15 protein-coding genes, 1 tRNA gene and 2 pseudogenes are annotated in these 17,886 nt (G+C 32.7%); 5 read left to right on the top strand and 13 right to left on the bottom strand.

The genetic code is table 11. The features are described from left to right. Nucleotide 1: 1 nt before the first annotated feature. From C564_RS0110890 to C564_RS0110850, 10 genes and pseudogenes are all read right to left on the bottom strand, one after another. The gene (locus tag C564_RS0110890) at nucleotides 2-1,708 is read right to left on the bottom strand and encodes a peptide ABC transporter substrate-binding protein (RefSeq protein ID WP_003199023.1); all 1,707 of its coding nucleotides are present in this window, start codon (nucleotides 1,706-1,708) and stop codon (nucleotides 2-4) included. A 593-nt stretch (nucleotides 1,709-2,301) separates the two neighbouring features. Next, nucleotides 2,302-4,014, bottom strand: a complete 1,713-nt coding sequence (locus tag C564_RS0110885; protein ID WP_018765352.1) for a peptide ABC transporter substrate-binding protein — start codon at nucleotides 4,012-4,014, stop codon at nucleotides 2,302-2,304. A gap of 383 nt (nucleotides 4,015-4,397) precedes the next feature. Then, nucleotides 4,398-6,104 carry a peptide ABC transporter substrate-binding protein gene (locus C564_RS0110880; RefSeq protein ID WP_018765351.1) on the bottom strand — a complete coding sequence of 569 codons (1,707 nt, stop codon included), beginning with the start codon at nucleotides 6,102-6,104 and terminating at the stop codon, nucleotides 4,398-4,400. Between the two features lie 353 nt (nucleotides 6,105-6,457). Further along, on the bottom strand, nucleotides 6,458-6,598 hold the full coding sequence (locus C564_RS34650) for a hypothetical protein (protein ID WP_006095580.1): 141 nt from the start codon (nucleotides 6,596-6,598) through the stop codon (nucleotides 6,458-6,460). A 148-nt stretch (nucleotides 6,599-6,746) separates the two neighbouring features. Continuing rightward, a pseudogene (locus tag C564_RS37375) lies at nucleotides 6,747-6,925 on the bottom strand (cation:dicarboxylate symporter family transporter); the annotation flags it as partial. An 89-nt stretch (nucleotides 6,926-7,014) separates the two neighbouring features. Beyond that, entirely contained in the window at nucleotides 7,015-8,064 is a 1,050-nt protein-coding gene (locus C564_RS0110870) for an LCP family protein (protein ID WP_018765350.1), read from the bottom strand. Between the two features lie 61 nt (nucleotides 8,065-8,125). Further along, nucleotides 8,126-9,125, bottom strand: a pseudogene (locus C564_RS0110865) (anti-sigma factor). A 12-nt stretch (nucleotides 9,126-9,137) separates the two neighbouring features. Next, complete coding sequence (locus tag C564_RS0110860) at nucleotides 9,138-9,671, bottom strand: RNA polymerase sigma factor (protein WP_018765348.1); 534 nt, start codon at nucleotides 9,669-9,671, stop codon at nucleotides 9,138-9,140. Nucleotides 9,672-9,948: 277 nt separating this feature from the next. Further along, on the bottom strand, nucleotides 9,949-10,755 hold the full coding sequence (locus C564_RS0110855) for an ABC transporter permease subunit (RefSeq protein ID WP_018765347.1): 807 nt from the start codon (nucleotides 10,753-10,755) through the stop codon (nucleotides 9,949-9,951). Then, a complete protein-coding gene (locus C564_RS0110850) occupies nucleotides 10,748-11,641 on the bottom strand; it encodes an ABC transporter ATP-binding protein (RefSeq protein WP_018765346.1) in 894 nt (297 codons plus the stop codon). Before C564_RS0110850 ends, C564_RS0110855 begins: the two co-directional genes overlap by 8 nt. 137 nt (nucleotides 11,642-11,778) lie before the next feature. On the opposite strand from C564_RS0110850, the gene C564_RS0110845 reads away from it, so the two are divergent. Then, nucleotides 11,779-12,414 (top strand): TetR/AcrR family transcriptional regulator, encoded by a 636-nt coding sequence (locus C564_RS0110845; RefSeq protein WP_080547229.1) that lies wholly within the window; start codon nucleotides 11,779-11,781, stop codon nucleotides 12,412-12,414. 116 nt (nucleotides 12,415-12,530) lie between these two features. On the opposite strand, the gene C564_RS0110840 is transcribed toward C564_RS0110845, so the two are convergent. After that, on the bottom strand, nucleotides 12,531-13,559 hold the full coding sequence (locus C564_RS0110840) for an oxidoreductase (RefSeq protein WP_018765344.1): 1,029 nt from the start codon (nucleotides 13,557-13,559) through the stop codon (nucleotides 12,531-12,533). A 468-nt stretch (nucleotides 13,560-14,027) separates the two neighbouring features. On the opposite strand from C564_RS0110840, the gene C564_RS0110835 reads away from it, so the two are divergent. The 3 genes from C564_RS0110835 (at nucleotide 14,028) to C564_RS0110825 (ending at nucleotide 15,476) form a co-directional block, all read left to right on the top strand. Then, nucleotides 14,028-14,468 (top strand): disulfide oxidoreductase, encoded by a 441-nt coding sequence (locus C564_RS0110835; RefSeq protein ID WP_018765343.1) that lies wholly within the window; start codon nucleotides 14,028-14,030, stop codon nucleotides 14,466-14,468. Next, nucleotides 14,465-14,890, top strand: coding sequence for a thioredoxin family protein (locus tag C564_RS0110830; protein WP_018765342.1), 426 nt, complete (start codon nucleotides 14,465-14,467; stop codon nucleotides 14,888-14,890). The genes C564_RS0110835 and C564_RS0110830 overlap by 4 nt, the downstream gene beginning before the upstream one ends. 235 nt (nucleotides 14,891-15,125) lie before the next feature. Continuing rightward, nucleotides 15,126-15,476, top strand: a complete 351-nt coding sequence (locus tag C564_RS0110825) for a hypothetical protein (RefSeq protein ID WP_003199046.1) — start codon at nucleotides 15,126-15,128, stop codon at nucleotides 15,474-15,476. A gap of 43 nt (nucleotides 15,477-15,519) precedes the next feature. On the opposite strand, the gene C564_RS0110820 is transcribed toward C564_RS0110825, so the two are convergent. Continuing rightward, the gene (locus tag C564_RS0110820) at nucleotides 15,520-16,170 is read right to left on the bottom strand and encodes a hypothetical protein (protein WP_018765341.1); all 651 of its coding nucleotides are present in this window, start codon (nucleotides 16,168-16,170) and stop codon (nucleotides 15,520-15,522) included. A gap of 140 nt (nucleotides 16,171-16,310) precedes the next feature. Next, nucleotides 16,311-17,243 carry a DMT family transporter gene (locus tag C564_RS0110815; protein WP_018765340.1) on the bottom strand — a complete coding sequence of 311 codons (933 nt, stop codon included), beginning with the start codon at nucleotides 17,241-17,243 and terminating at the stop codon, nucleotides 16,311-16,313. A 550-nt stretch (nucleotides 17,244-17,793) separates the two neighbouring features. Between C564_RS0110815 and C564_RS0110810 the strand changes: the two genes are divergently transcribed. After that, nucleotides 17,794-17,867, top strand: a tRNA-Cys gene (locus tag C564_RS0110810). Nucleotides 17,868-17,886 lie beyond the last annotated feature (19 nt).

Raw genomic sequence — 17,886 nt, 5'->3', positions numbered from 1 at the left:
ATTACTTGCTATCTTTCTCTGTTACATATGCCCACTTAAAGCTATACTCTGGGCTGATATTATGTTTTACAATTCCTTTTACATTTGGTCTCATTACATACGATCTAGCATTTTGATGTAATGGTACAAGCGCTACATCTTCTTCAAGCAACAGTTTTTCTGCCTTTCCTAACTCTTCCCAACGCTTCTTCGCATCTGCCATTAACTCTGTTTTTCCTTTTTTGATGATTTCATCATATTTTGGATTTGAATAGCTCATTTGGTTTTGAGAGTTTGTTGATTCAAACATATCTAAATATGTCATTGGATCTGCATAGTCTGGGTTCCAACCACCATATGAGAAATCATAATCTTGCTCAGATTCTAATTTTAATTTTTGTTTAAATGGCTGCATTTTAATATTAACTGTTACACCTTTTAAATTTTTCTCAATTTGATCTTTTACATACTCACCAACTTTTTTTGCATTACTCGTATCATAGTTTAAAAATTCAAGTGTCACTTGATCTTTACCAAGCTCTTTCTTCGCTGCTTCCCAAGCCGCCGCTGCTTTTTTCGTATCTTGTTTTAAACCGTTTTTAAACGTTTCTTGGAAATCTTTACCGTCCGGTCCATTCGCTAATCCTTTTGCAACTAAGAAATCGGCAGGTTTGGAACCATCATTTAAAATTACATTTGCTAAATCCTTTTTATTAATTGACAACGCAATTGCTTCACGCAATTTTTTGCTCTTTAATGGTGTATCTTGACCAGCACGTTTTTGATTCAAGCGTAAGTAGAATGTACTTGGTTCCGAATATGTTCCAAATTCATCCTTCTTCGATTTATATTTATCAACAAATTCTCCTGATAATAGTGTAAAGTCAATTTGACCACTGTCATATAGATTTACACGAGTTGCCATATCTTTTACAACACTATAGTTAATTTCTTCTAGTTTCACATTCTTTTTATCCCAATAATTATCATTTTTCTTTAACTTCCAACCTTCTTCATGCTTCCAGTCAGTTAAAACAAACGGTCCATTATAAACTACCGTATCAGATTCTAAACCGTATTTATCTCCTTTTTCTTTTACAAACTTTTCATTTAGTGGGTAATACGATACAAATGCCGTTAAGTTCAAGAAATATGGAACTGCGGTTTCCAGCTCAACTTCAAGTGTATAATCATCTACTGCTTTTGCACCTAATGTAGATACTTCTGCTTTTCCTTGGTTAATTGCTTCTGCATTTTTAATATAATAAGCAATAAATGCGTATTCAGAAGCTGTCTTTGGATCTACTAACCGTTGCCATGCAAATACGAAATCTTTTGCTGTTACCGGATCTCCATTAGACCATTTTGCATCTTTACGAAGTTTAAATGTATACTTTTTTCCATCCCCACTTTTCGTACTTGATTCTGCCACAGCTGGGATTGGCTTATTATCTTTATCAAGGCGATATAACCCTTCCATTGTATTCCCTAAAATTTGTGACCCAAGAGTATCTGTATTTTTAGAAGTATCCATCGTTGGAATTTCGTTTGTTTCTGTACGATTTAGTACTTGTTTTGCTGCATATTTAATATCAGATTTCTTCTCTTCACCACTATTAGACGTTGTATTTGTCTTCTTATCCCCACCTGACCCCGAGCATGCCGATAACGCCATACTTACTGCTAAAACCGGTGCCACAACCGCTGTTAGTTTCTTGATCTTTTTCATTTGTGTACCCTCCCTAAATTATATGTACGATGATAAATTTGAGAGATTTTCTAATACTTATGATATTATCAGAAAATTCTTATTAATTAATATTCTACTATTTTTTTCGAGTTTGTAAAGTTATTTTTCAAAATTCTGAAAATAGTTTTTCTATAATAATGATTCGCTTTTTAATAGCACAATTACAAGATTCTCCCCATCTACTATATGAGCACTAAAGCTTTCTTATTCATCTCTATTTTTTCGAATTATATATAACCTCCTTTCTCTCTATAAAGTGAAACTTTAATCAGTGTGGGTTTTTCATCCCCCACTGATTATTAGACCTCACTAATCGGGCTTTTAGAGATAGTTGATCCCCCACCTAATTTCTTTGCTTTCACTAACTTTTGAGGTAGGAGTCTTATTGCCCTTTAATAGAGGGATAAATAATATACATTTAAGAATTCCCTTTAATTCCTCACTGCCATTCTGAATCAATTTAAATTTTTATCCTTTTAGCAATAAAACAAATTATGAACAAGATTCTTTCCATGAAAAAGCACCTCCAAAAGTAGTTGACCTACTTCCGGAGGCTCTTTTCTAATTTCATATTATTTTCCGCCTTTTTCCTCTACATACGCCCACTTGAAGCTGTACTCTGGGCTGATATTATGTTTTACAATTCCTTTTACATTTGGTTTCATTACATATGCTCTACCTGTTTGATATAGTGGCACCATCGCTACATCTTCTTCAAGCAATAATTTTTCTGCTTTTCCTAACTCTTCCCAACGTTTCTTCGGATCAGACATTAATTCATTTCCTGCTTTTTTAACCATTTCATCATATTTTGGATTTGAGTAGCTCATTTGGTTATAAGGGCTCTTTGTTTCAAACATATCGATAAATGTCATTGGATCTGCATAGTCTGGGCTCCAACCTGCGTAAGAGATTTCATAGTCTTGCGCTGTCTCTAGTTTTAACTTTTGTTTAAACGGCTGGATTTTCGTATTAATTGTTACACCTTTTAAATTTTTCTCAATTTGGTCTTTTACATAATCAGCAACTTTTTTCGCTGTTCCATCATCATAACTTAACAATTCAATTGCCACTTGGTCTTTACCAAGTTCTTTTTTCGCTTCTTCCCATGCTGCAGCTGCTTTTTTCGTATCTTGCTTTAAACCATTTTTAAATGTTTCTGTGAAATCTTTACCGTCTGGACCAGTTGCTAGTCCTTTTGGTACTAATTGATCCGTTGCTTTAGAACCGTTGTTTAAGATAACATTTGCTAAACCTTTTTTATCAATTGACAATGCAATTGCTTCACGTAACTTTTTATTTTTCAGCGGCGTATCTTGGCCACCACGTTTTTCATTCAAACGTAAGAAGAAAGTGCTTGATTCTGCATACTCACCATATTCATCTTTCTTCGGTTTATATTTATCAACAAACTCTCCTGATAATAATGTAAAGTCAATTGCGTCAGTATCATATAAGTTCACTTTTGTAGCTACGTCTTTTACAACACTATAGTTAATTTCCTCTAGTTTCACACTCTTTTTATCCCAATAATTATCGTTTTTCTTCAACTTCCAACCTTGCTCATGCTTCCATTCAGACATTACGAATGGTCCATTATATAAAACGGTATCCGCCTCTAAACCGAATTTATTTCCTTTTTCTTTCACAAACTTTTCATTTAACGGGTAATACGATGGGAATGCTGTTAAATTTAAGAAGTATGGAACTGGTTTTTCTAATTCCACTTCAAGGGTATAATCATCAACCGCTTTAGCACCTAATGTAGATAGGTCTGCTTCTCCTTTATTAATTGCTTCTGCATTTTTAATATAGTAAGCAATAAACGCATATTCAGAAGCTGTGTTTTTATCAAGTAAGCGCTGCCATGCAAACACGAAATCTTTCGCTGTTACTGGATCACCATTTGACCATTTTGCATCTTTACGAAGCTTAAATGTATATTTTTTACCATCCTCACTTTTCGTGCTAGATTCAGCTGCAGCTGGGATTGGTTTATTATCTTTATCAAGGCGATATAGCCCTTCCATCGTGTTCCCTAAAATTTGCGAACCAAGTGTATCTGTTGATTTTGAAGTATCCATTGTTGGAATTTCCTGATTTTCTGTACGATTTAATACTTGTTTTGCTGCATATTTAATATCAGATTTTTTCTCTTCACCACTATTAGACGTTGTACTTGTCTTCTTATCCCCACCTGATCCCGAGCATGCCGATAATGCCATACTCATTGCTAAAACTGGTGCCACAACCGCTGTTAACTTCTTCAACTTTTTCTTTTTCATTGTGTACCCTCCCTAATTATATGTACGATGATACCCTCGATAGATTTCTGATATATTTGTATTATCAGAAGATTCTTATTAGTTAATATTCTACTATTTTTTTATGTTTTGTAAAGTTATTTTTTTAAATCTCGAAAATATTTTCTACTATAATGATGGTATATTTTAGTCACACTACTTTACAAAATCTCTCCATTCACTATATGACAGCAATACCCTTCCTATCATTTATTTAAATTAATATAAAAATTATTCATATATAAACTTTGCATCAAACATCCCTTCTAATATCTGAAGTCTCTTTAAACAAGATTCATTACATAGAAAAAAAGCACCTCTAAAAGTAGATACCCTACCTTTAGAAATGCTTTTCTATCTGTCTATTACTTACTATTTTCTTCTGTTACGTAAGCCCACTTGAAGCTGTATTCTGGACTGATGTTATGTTTTACGACACCTTTTACATTTGGTTTCATTACATACGATTTAGCACTTTGGAATAATGGTACAAGCGCTACATCTTCTTCAAGCAACAGTTTTTCTGCCTTTCCTAACTCTTCCCAACGTTTCTTCGCATCCGCCATTAACTCTGTCTTTCCTTTTTTGATGATTTCATCATATTTTGGATTTGAATAGCTCATTTGGTTTTGAGAATTTGTTGATTCAAACATATCTAAATATGTCATTGGGTCCGCATAGTCTGGATTCCAGCCAGCATATGAGAAATCATAATCTTGTTCAGATTCTAATTTTAATTTTTGTTTAAACGGCTGCATTTTAATATTAACGGTTACACCTTTTAAGTTTTTCTCAATTTGGTCTTTTACATATTCTCCAACTTTTTTCGCATTACTTGTATCATAGTTCAAGAACTCAAGTGTTACTTGATCTTTACCAAGCTCTTTCTTCGCTTCTTCCCAAGCTGCCGCTGCTTTTTTAGGGTCATTTTTCAGACCATTTTTAAACGCTTCTTGGAAATCCTTACCATCAGGTCCATTCGCTAATCCTTTTGGTACTAAGTAATCAGCAGGTTTAGAGCCATCATTTAAAATTACATTCGCTAAATCCTTTTTATTAATTGATAACGCAATTGCTTCACGTAATTTTTTGCTCTTTAGTGGTGTATCTTGGCCTCCACGTTTTTCATTTAAACGTAAGTAGAACGTACTTGGTTCCGAATATGTTCCAAACTCATCTTTTTTATTTCTATATTTATCAACAAACTCCCCACTTAATAAAGTAAAGTCAATTTGGCCACTATCATATAGATTTACACGAGTTGCCATATCCTTTACAACACTATAGTTAACTTCGTCTAACTTTACACTCTTTTTGTCCCAGTAATTATCATTTTTCTTCAGCTTCCAGCCTTCTTCATGCTTCCAATCAGTTAGAACAAACGGTCCATTATAAACTACAGTGTCCGATTCTAAACCGAATTTATCCCCTTTTTCTTTTACAAACTTTTCATTTAGTGGATAGTACGATGGGAATGCCGTTAAGTTTAAGAAGTATGGAACTGCGCTTTCTAGTTCAACTTCGAGTGTGTAATCATCTATCGCTTTTGCACCTAGTGTAGACACTTCCGCTTTTCCTTTGTTAATTGCTTCTGCATTTTTAATATAATAAGCAATAAATGAGTACTCTGCAGCTGTCTTTGGATCTAACAAACGTTGCCATGCAAACACGAAATCTTTTGCTGTTACTGGGTCACCGTTTGACCATTTTGCGTCTTTACGAAGTTTAAATGTATATTTTTTGCCATCCTCACTTTTCGTACTTGATTCAGCTGCAGCTGGGATTGGCTTATTATCTTTATCAAGGCGATATAACCCTTCCATCGTATTCCCTAAAATTTGTGATCCAAGAGTATCTGTTGATTTCGAAGTATCCATTGTTGGAATTTCGTTTGTTTCTGTACGATTCAGCACTTGCTTTGCTGCTAATTTAACATCCGATTTGCTATCACTTCCGCTTGAATTCGTACTTGTTTTTTTGTCCCCACCTGTAGAACATGCAGTTAATGCCATACTCATTGCTAAAACTGGTGCTACGACTGCTGTTAATTTCTTCATCTTTTTCTTTTTCATTTTTTGTACCCTCCCTAATTTCCTGTACGTTTCTAGATTAAGAAATTTCTGATAATTCTGTTTTTCTTTATATTCTTATCAAAAGATTCCTATTAACTATTATTCTACTAATTTTTTGTTTTTTGTAAAGTATTATTATTAAAAATTTTGTAAAAATTATTTTATTACAGTAATATTCATAAACATTCTATTACGTTGATATAGAATTTTCTTGTATTACTATATGCATTTGATTTTTCTTCTATTTATTCCAATTGTAAAGAAAACTCTTCTGAATTATTGTTAATAAATAATGTATAATTCTAGTAAATCCTTTCTTAACAAAATAAAAAAAGTCAGCTTTACTGACCTTTTTATCCGGCTATTTTTTCTTTTTGCATACCTATTAGCATCTGTTTATCTTTCCCCTCATTAAATTCATTTTCGCTTTTCGCAACAACTACAGTTGCAATACCATTACCAATTAAATTTACGATAGCGCGCGTTTCTGACATAAAGTGAAACTTTAATCAGTGGGGGTTTTCTTCATCCCCACTGATTATTAGTTGAACCAATCGGGCTTTTACGGGCAGTTCATCCCCCACCTAACTTCTTTGCTTTTGCCAAATTTTGAGGTGTGGGTCTTACTGCCCGTTAATGCGGGATAAAACGATCCCCCCCTAATAGACGAGCTAATCCTTCTAACGGAATAACATGCATCGCTGATAAAGTTGATGCCAATGCATAAAGCCCTCGCCAGTTACAGCAGCTTCCCCTTTTAAAGTAACTAACAAAATAGCTATTATTGTTAATTGTTGACCAAGCGAAAGATCGAGGTAAAAACCTTCACTGTATCATTCAAACAAAAAAGCAGATATTTATAATGATCTGCTTTACTAAAAAATATTTTATATTATGTTTTTCATATACTTTAACTCTCCCCATCTTCTTTTTTAATTTGCTGTTCACTTAATCCAAGATGTATTCGAAGTATATTACTAAGTTCTCTCAAACTCTTTGTATCTGGATTATAATAATAGACTCGTTCACCTTTCGGCCCATTCGGTAAATACAAATCATCTCCAGCTAATTGAATTTTCTCAATTGAAGCATTTAATCCATATTTATAAAACGACAGCATATCAGCCAAAGTTAAGTTTGTCTTAAACTCACCATCTACAGCATCAATCATCTTTCCTATTTTCGTAACAGATCCTGCACTTTTTAATTTTGTTAAGATCGCTTCAATGACAAGCTGCTGACGCTGTCCTCTCATAGCATCACTATCGATATGACGTGTTCTTGCAAGAGCAAGTGCTTGTTCACCAGTTAATGTTTGCATTCCTTTTTTTAAATGAATAGCCTCCGGTTCATCTTTACTATTTTGTTCAGAAAACTCAATTGGAACATCTATTTCAATACCACCCAAATCATCAACAATTTTTATAAATGAATTAAAATTGAATTTCACAAAATAATCAACTGGTACATGTAATAATTTTTCTACCGCTTCAACAGACGCTTGCGGTCCTCCATCCTTTCCGTTCTTTACAAAGCCCCTACCATATGCATGTGTTATTTTATCCTTTTTCTTTTCGATTGGAACATATGTATATGTATCACGTGGTATGCTTATTAACTTGACTGTCTTATCATCCTTATTAAAAGTAGCTAGTAATAATGCATCTGTATGAAATGCACCATTATATTCTTTTTGACGCTCTTGATTTTCATCAATGCCCATAATTAAAAGAGAAACATTATTTGTTATTGGCTTTACAACTTCCTCACGCAAATCAGATTTCTCACCACGTGCTAGACTGAGAGAAGCTTTTTGTACCGCATTTGAAGTTTTATTATACAGATACGCACCATATCCTATTCCAACAGCTAACAACACCCCTACAAATATCCCTATCACTTTTCCTTTTTTATATTTTTTCTTATTCTTTTTTTCACGTGAAGGTAAATTCTTCTCCATATTAGTTCCCCCGATATTTATTATTCTATACGAATTAAAAACTATCAAAATAACAAGATCATTATTTATTCAATACATTTTTCAATTTTTTCGTATGAAGAAACATCTTTTTGAAATACGTTCTCATCAATCCCTTTGTTTATTTGTATCTTTTCCGTAGTAATAGAATACTGGATCATTCCATTATGAAAACTAAGAAAATTCAACATAATCCCCGTATTTTTTTCTACAATCATTTCGAATTTTCCTCGTAAGTCTTCAGATGTACTTAAAGGCATCTCTATGTTTATAACGCCCTCTATTTTATAACAGTCTAATCCAAGATACTTTGTTTCTTTAAAATTCCAATCTTTATATCGAATTAACAAATTTGCAAACTCCGATTGAATACTATATTTTGCTAGTCCGACATATTCATCATCATACCGCTTTTTCTCCCCCACTTTATTAAATGCTCTTTCAGTAGGTGTTAGTTTTAATAACTCTATATTTTTAGGTTCTGACTTCCATCTCACTTCTTTATGTGTATAATCTTTATCATTAAATTCTTGTTTTTTCCCTTGGTTATATAAAACTGTCATTTTTTTTGACTGACGATCCTCTTTAGAAGAAATCCCTCTCTGATTCCTTGTATCAATTGCGTACTTATAAGTAGTAATTAAGCGAGATGAACTAGAGTACTCTTCAAATTGCCCCTTAACATTTTTAAAATGATCGATTGAATCCAGCATTTTTTTGTGAATTTTTTCTTTTTCAGGATAATTTACATTAGATTTTGTTTCTTCCTCATTTTCATAATCTGAAAATGCCTTTTTCGTTACATATTCAAATACTCCACCTTTTTGCGCAAAACTTTGCACAGAAAATTCAAACATAGAAACAATTGACAATGCCATTATTGCCACACTAACAGCCATAGCTTGAACTCTATAAGACTTCTTCTTAACCGGGAGATTATGTAATGTATCATTAATTTTCCGATTCAACTGCTCCGGTAACATTGTTTTCTCTCGGTCTATTCGCTTTTTCAGTTTTTCATCAAATAATTCATCCTTATCCAACACATACACCTCCTATTCCATTCGTAATTGCTTCTGCAGTTGTTCTCTTGCCCGTGACAACCTTGATTTAACAGTTCCTTTTGGTATTTCTAATAATGCCGCAATATTTTCTTGATTCATATCTTCATAATAGTAGAGTACTGTTACAGCTTTTAATTCTTCATTTAAAGACTGAATTGCATTATGAAGATCTATATCTTCATAAGAATCAAATGCTATCATATAATCATTATTTCCTTCTATCGCAATTACCTTTTTTCGTGATCGTATCATTTCATTACACTGATTCATCAGTATTCGAATGCACCATGTTTGGAAAAACTCTTCATTTTTAAGCTTTTTTATATTTTCATAAGCCTTTAGAATTGTTGTTTGTATCGCATCTTCTACGTCATTCTCATCATATAGCATTGCTTTGGCTATACGATAGAGCTGAACTTTATGTGTATGTATTAAAGAGACAAATGCTTCATGATCACCGTTTTTAGCTAAAGAAACATTACTCTCTTCTTTTACCATTATTTTATATACAGGTATTACTTTCACTGTCTATCCTCCCGTTTTATCCCGCTATTTGCGGGGCAGTAAGACCCACCACCTCAAAATCCAGCGAAAGCAAAGAAGTTAGGTGGGGCGGCTAATAATCAATTGGGGATGAAGACCCCCCCTACTAATTAAAGTTTCACTTTATATCTTCCAATAAAACTTTACACTTATTAGATGGTTTAGTGGGGAAAAAGGTTCACTTTTTTTATAATTTTCCAGAAATAAAAAAAGATAGTTAGTTCATAAAGGAACTAACTATCTTTTCAACTCTATTTATCTATAGCGGTAAATCTCTCTTTTTGAACAATACAATCGCTACTACAAAGATACAAATCGCACCAAAAATTAATCCAATACTTACCGGCCATATGTTATATGTCCCTGCCACAATTTCTTTTGGACGGAACAACGTAAATAATGATATATTTCTCATCCATTCTAGCTTATCACTTAATTTCCCTACCATATCTAGTAAATAAAACAAAATTGTAACACTGGCAGAAAGACTAAGAGCTTTTCTTTCATCGTTACATATACAAGAGAATAAAAATGAATAGGCACTGACTACGAAAAATAACAGCCCCCCAACTAAATTCATTTTGAAGAATACTTCTTGATTTAAATTGTTATCTTTCAAGAGCCACTCTGCTCCTAATACACCAGCTCCATACGTCGCAAGTATAATAATCAGCAATCCTAGAATAAGAACTACCCCTTGTGTTATTGCAATTTTCACTCTAGATACCGGTGTTGCCAACAAATAAGCCATCGCCCCTTTATCTACATAACAAGCCATTACATGTGTAGCAACCGTTACACTAAAAATTGTCAATATAATTAGAAACAACATGCCATAGTATTCACCTGCTAAAAAATCACTTACATTTTGAATCGAATTTTCCATGCCAACAATCTTTTTCACACTATCTGGCATAGCATCTATCATTTCATTTAATCCTTTCGCAGATACGAGCGATGGAAATATCCAAATTAATAACCACAAATAAAGAGCCGCACCAATTGAATAACTCCATATGCTTTTTTGATTTTCTTTAAAGCTAGCTAAAAACAGCTGTTTATTCATGTTTCACACCCTCCTTCGCATCATAATAATGCATAAATAAATGTTCTAAATCCATCGCCCTCGTTTGAAGTGCTTTCACATTATACCTAGCAAGCGTTTGTAATACTTCCTGATAATTCCCCTGTACAATAATGGACACTGTATTCCCCTTCACCGCTTCAAAGTGTAAATTTTCCTTTTGTAAAGAACGCATTTCCACTTGAGATGAAACCGTTACATCCATTACCTGTCTTCTCATGCCTTGTAAATCATGAATATTTTCCACCGTTACAAGGCGACCATCCTTAATAATAGCTACCCGGTCACATGTCCGCTCAATTTCTGTGAAAATATGGGATGACATAAGGATTGTCTTTCCTTTTTGTTTTTCCTCTAGTATTAAATCAATAAAAGTTTGCTGCATGAGTGGATCTAATCCTGACGTTGGTTCATCCAAAATTAACACTTCTGGATCATGCATAAATGCAGCTACAATTCCTACTTTTTGTTTCATCCCTTTAGACATTTTCCGAATTGGTGTTTTCACATCAAATTGTAATCTTTCAATAAGCTCATTACGTCTCTTTACATCTTTCAATCCGCGCATACCTTGCATAAGTTTTAAAAATTCTAATCCATTCATTCCTTCTATAAAGGAAATTTCCCCTGGTAAATAACCAACTTCCCTTTGAATTTTTGCAGCTTCGTTCCAGCAGTCTAGACCGAAAATTTCTGCATGACCAGCAGTTGGCTTTATAAATCCCATTAAATTACGAATCGTTGTTGATTTCCCTGCACCATTTGGCCCTAGGTAACCGAAAACTTCACCTTCTTTTACTTGAAAAGTAATATCAAATAATCCTTTTCCATTTGAAAATTTTTTTGTGACATTTTGGACTGAAATCATTATTCCACCTCATTTTTTGAAATATTTCGTATTTTATATTTCAAAATTATTGTACTCCTCTCTATTTAAATTGGCAACAACTTTTTGAAATATTTTTATGTTCATATTTCAAAAATATTGTTTTCATCTCTATTTTCTTGTATATTTTAAATGAGGTGATTGTATTGAACGGTTTTGAAAAAGTAAAAGAAAAGAAAAAACGCGCCATTAAAGACGCTGCGTTATCATTATTTTCAGAGCGTGGATTTAATGAAGTAAAAATAGAGGACATCGCAAAAAAAGCAAAAGTATCTCAAGTTACCATTTATAATCATTTTGGTAGTAAAGATGCGCTTTTCCGAGAGCTTATTCACGAATTTGCGACGACTGAGTTTCAATTCTATCAAGAGATAGCAGCTGAAAATATGACATTTCAAGAGATGTTTCATAAGATGATGCGACGTAAAATGGAAAGTGGTAGTTTATTTCACCCTGACATGCTGTTGCAAGTAATCCAAAAAGATCCAGAGCTTCGCGAATTTATATATCGTTACCAAAATGAAACAGTCCTGCCTTGGTTTTTAGAGATATTAGAAAATGCACAACGCCAAAATGAAATTAATCCCAATCTTTCAAAAGAAATGATATTACTATACATTCAAATGTTTAGTAAGTTCGGCGAAGATTACGGTGTACAACTCTTGGAGGACGATCGTGAAAAACATATAAAAGATATCATTACGATGTTTTTTTATGGGCTTTCCAACCCTGAAAATGTCACTCGGGAAAATTAGATTAGTAATTTGAATTGTTTATATTTCATTCGAAGAGAAAAATTATATCCCACAACAAACACATATATTCCAATCCTAAAATCCAAAAAAAAGACACGAAATCGTGTCTTTTTAACTTATAGTGAGATAACTCTACCTGTTGCACTACTTTCAATTGCCAATTGAATAAGTTGAATCACCTGTAAACCCTCTTCAGCTGTTACAGGAGGTTGCATACCATTTACTATACTATCTCGAATTCCTTTATAATACATTTCATAGCATCCCACTTCTGTTGAAATATGCTTCACTTCTTCTTCTGTTTCTAAAACAGCAAAATTACTTTCACTATCTTCTCCATATCCTATATCACCTGGCTTCATACCAGCTTTTAATTGGTCTTCTTGTGAATCCATACCATATTTAACAATTGAGCCTTTATCCCCATGAACATTAAAATGAGGGCCTGCATGTTTCACATAACTACTACTATGTAAAATGACACGCTTGATTCCATAGTAAAGTACAATATGGAAATAATCATCCGTTTCTGCCCCAGGTCGTTGCTTTACTATATCCGCACTAACAGCATCTGGTTTTCCGAATAAATGTAATGCCTGGTCAATTAAATGCGATCCTAGATCGTATAAAATCCCCGATCCTGGTAAGTTATTTTCACGCCAGCGATCACGTACATGAGGACGGAAGCGATCAAAATGAGCTTCATATGTATACACATTTCCAATTTGTTTTTCCTCAATTAATTTCTTTATTGTTAAAAAATCATTATCAAAGCGGCGATTATGATAAACACTAACAAAGACATTATGCTCTTTCGCCAATCTAATAAGTTCTTCACCCTCTTCAACTGAAACAACAAATGGCTTTTCTACAACTACATGTTTTCCATGTACAATAGCTTCTTTTACAAATGGAAAATGCGTTGTATTTGGTGACGTAATAACAACAAGATCAATATCTTCTCGTTCTACCAATTCTTCAATTGTGTTAACAACTTGCACAGTTGGTAATGCCTGCTTTACTACTTCTTCTTTCGAAGATACAATAGCGCGAATATCATATTCATCAATCGTTTGTAATAAAGGGATGTGAAATGTTGTACTTGAAAATCCAAATCCTACAATCCCTACTCCTATTTTTTTCATATATTTCCTCCATATTTGAGAACGATTTCATAGTTATTATATCAAGTTTTATTTTATTTACATAACCATTTGCTCATTCTTAGATCGGTAAAAATAAAGTAAAGCTTTAATCAGTGGGGATTTCTTCATACCCCACTGATTATTAGCCGTTACTTAAATAACAAGACAAGCTGAATTCTTATAAATGACTGTAGAGAAGAAATTTCCGTTTTGAGAGTACTATAAAACATTTGCTTGATAGGCATAGGCATTCCCCAAAAAGCATACGCCCACTTTCAATTCATCTCACCTTATTTACTTTATTCTTCTATAAGATTTTATAAAATCAAAATTTTCTCAATATACAAAACAAAAACATAATTTATAATAACTCTTGAGCTAACTATTTTTAAAATTTATTTTTTATCTTCTATTTTCTTAGAGGATTTATTTCATTATTTCCATCTCTAAAAAAGGAAGGGTGAAGTCATGAACAATACAGAAAAAAAACTAGAATACATATTGTTTAGTAGCTGGTCGGTTTCCTTTATTGCAACCCTCGGGAGTTTGTATCTGTCTGAAATAATGAAATATGAGCCCTGTACATTATGCTGGTATCAACGTATTCTCATGTATCCACTAGTTCTTTTACTAGGAACAGCTATTATACGAAAAGATTATAGAATTGGGATTTATAGTTTGACTCTCGCTATCATTGGCGCATGTATAGCTGCCTATCACTATTCCCTTCAAAAAATCCCATTTTTATCTGAAAACGGAACATCATGTGGGAGAATACCTTGCACAGGGGATTATTTAGATTGGTTCGGATTTATTACAATCCCATTTCTCGCTCTAATAGCCTTTCTTCTTATTATTATTTGTGGCTTTATTCTTATGAAAATAAGCAAGGAGAGAAACTGTATATGAAAAAAATTCTTTTTTTCATTATTACTATTTTATCAATATTTACACTTATTTTTGTTCTAACCAATAAAGGAACAAAAAGTGAAAAAACCATAAGTACTGAGGAGGTAAATTATTATAAAAATCAAATTACCCCCGAACAATTGCAACAAGATCTATCAAATCACAAAACAAAAATAGTTTATTTCTACAAAACGACCTGTCCGCATTGCCAAAGGATTTCACCAATTGTAGTTCCTATGACAAAAAATATGAATATTGATATGCAAGTTTTGAATCTAGAAGAATATAAACAAGGTTGGGATATGTTTCAAATAAAAGGAACACCTACAATTATTTCTTACAAAGATGGAAAGGAAATGAATCGTATATTAGGCGAACAGTCTTTACAAACGTTTCAAACATGGTTTGAAAACAACAAATAAGAGTTTTTATTTTACCAAAAACGCTATTTTTTCAAACTCATAACTAGAGTATTGATAAAGAAACAAACATTAGCTTTATTTTTTATTTTTAACCATACATTCTATTAATTTATAGGGGAGTAAAGGGGCTCTCCCTCATGCTTACCAATCTTGAATAAAGGATGATTTTTATTTGATAGGTATGAGGGGGATTCCCCATCTGCAATAAAATATAATTTATTAGGAGGTAACACGTATGTTTAAAAAAGTTGCATTATCAATTGCTTCAGTAGCGGTAGCAGGTTCGGTTTTATTTGCAAGTCAATCGGTAACGGAAGCTGCTTTTTATCCGGTACAAAAAACAGGTTCTGGGCTAGATCTTCGCACAACTCCAACAATAAATGGCACACGGACCGAATCAAACATTCCAGATGGCACTCAACTTTGGTTATTTTGCTATGTGAATGGCGAATCTTATATGGGAAGTAAGGTTTGGGATTTTGTAGATGATAATGGCTATGGTGGTGAGTTAGATCAAGGCTTTGCTCCTGACTATTTCATTAAAACTGGTTCTTCTAAACCAGTTGTTGGATACTGCGCTTTTTAATTGGAAAACACAAGAAAACAGCCTCATCAGGCTGTTTTCTTTTTTACATAGTAATCTCAGTAGTAGTTACTGTGCTCACTTCATTTTTTGTTTGCTGATCTCGTATCGCATCAGTAATTACTTTTACGAATTTAACATCATTTGGAGCTTGAGATAAGAAACAGATAAGTGTAAACTTCATTTTTTCCTTCGCATTTAAGCTTCGACTTTTTGGATCCGCATTCATTTTATATACATCTACTTGTTCACCATTACTTAAAACAAGTGTTTTAAAAGGCCCTTGTTCCAAATCAAGTACTTGATCTGAAGTATTTTCTAAAGTGGTTGTAAATTGTATTGCATTCATTTGCTCTGTACCTAATTCTCGTTCTTTTAAGTTGTATTTCCCAATTTCACTTACTTCTGTACTCTGAATTACCTTAATTCTTTCTACTTGAATATGAAGAGGCCCTGCTTCTATCATTGTATTAGGCTCACTTAATTGCTTTAGAATCACTGTTCCAAGTGGATGCTTTGCTTTTTGTCCTACTTGTGTTAATGGTTCTGTATAAGGCTTAGCTTTTACATTAGTTTCAGCTATTGGAGCTTTTTTATTATCAGATTCTACCTCTTTTTCAGAATTTGTTTGATTGGAACAAGCAGATATAAATATACATACAGATACAGTCATTAAAAAGGGATATACTTTTTTCATTTATGGACTCCTTTATTACAGAATATAGTTAACACATTTATTACTGTTCTATAGTTCTTAAATTATTGTAAATTAACAATGTGTTTTTTTGAATATTGAAATCAACAATATATGCAATCTTATATTGAGAAAATTTATTGTTACATATTTTCTTGCCTGCTTCTTTCAAACATTTCTTTACTTTCACTCGAAGAGTTAGTAATAACAAAAATACCCAAAATAACCAATGTCATTCCAAAAATATGATACCAGAAGAGAGGTTCATGTAATATAAAGGCTGATAAAATTACTGTGCTTATAGGCATTAAAGCAGTAAATACTGCCGCTGTCCCCGCTGATACCACTTCTAACCCTTGATTCATTAATAGAACAGCTAATACAGTAATTACAACTCCTGTATATAATACGAGTAGCCACGCCAATGGAGATACAGTTAAAAAGTTAAAATGTAAAGATTGATATATTGCAGAAGGCAAAAATAATACCGCACCTGTCAAACTCATAATTGTTGTCATCGTTAAAGGTCTTAAAGGTGTAGAAATTAATTTTCCAAAGGAAAAGAAAATCGCTTCTCCAATAACAGCACAGAAGATTAACATATTTCCTATTAATGGGTGCGAGCCTACATTAAAATTTAATACCTGACCAAAAACATTGATAGACAATGTACCTAAAATAGTTAAAAGAATCCCTCCTATTTTATTCATTCCTAATCTTTCTTTTAGAAAATAATAAGAGATTAAAGCCATTATTGCAGGCGTACAACTCATAATAATGCCGCTATCTAAAGCTGTTGTTTGTCTTAAACCATATAATGTGCAAACACTAAATAAAAACACCCCTATAAAACTTTGAAGAAAAAATATGATGTAATCCTTTTTTACTAGTTTAGGCATTTTTTCACCTTTATATAAAAATAAAGGAAGTAATATTAAGCAAGCAATTAGTAATCTAAGCTCAGAAGCAATAAATATAGGAAGTTCTTTAATAATGTACTTATTAACAATAACGAAGCTTCCAATTGCAACCATTGCAAATGACATTTGAATATAAGCAATTGTTTGTTTGGACATATTGGATTCCTTTCTCACTAAATTGTTAGTATTAATAGCTTTATTTAGCATGTTGCTTGTTATTATTTTGATATTCAACTGGTTACATAGCATAAGCTCTTAAGCCTTTATGAGTTGAAAGATCTTGTATGTATGATGATTTCATGGTTAATTACCCTTTGGCTGAAAACTCGTTTATAATGAATCAGCTCTTTTAGAAAACAAGAATTTCTAAAAATCATAACTAACAATAGCATGTAGCATCTTATATTTGCAAAATAAAAAACTGATTATCTTTTGAGAAATTTATACCGAATAATCAACCATAGACTAAAAAAAAGTATTTTATGGCTATGTTTCTTATTCTTCAAAAACACTATTATTTTAAAATATCTTGTATATCTCTTTATTTTATTTGAATGCTTATATTTTCAATAAATTTTCTAGGGATTCATTTTGATGTTGAGAAAAATAATTATATTCAGAATATTATTGACGGTTATTTTTTAAGGATGATACTATGAACAACATGATAAACAAGTTTCAAATTAGTATCTAAACTTTATATGATGGCAGTGTCGCCAAGTGGTAAGGCATAGGTCTGCAAAACCTAATTCCTTGGTTCAAATCCAAGCACTGCCTCCATACATTTTAAGGAGGTAAC

It is taken from the genome of Bacillus sp. 105MF (assembly GCF_000374885.1).
GTDB classification, from domain to species: Bacteria; Bacillota; Bacilli; order Bacillales; family Bacillaceae_G; genus Bacillus_A; species Bacillus_A pseudomycoides.
Note: the sequence above shows the minus strand (reverse complement) of the source record. Positions and strands in the feature narration are given on the sequence as shown.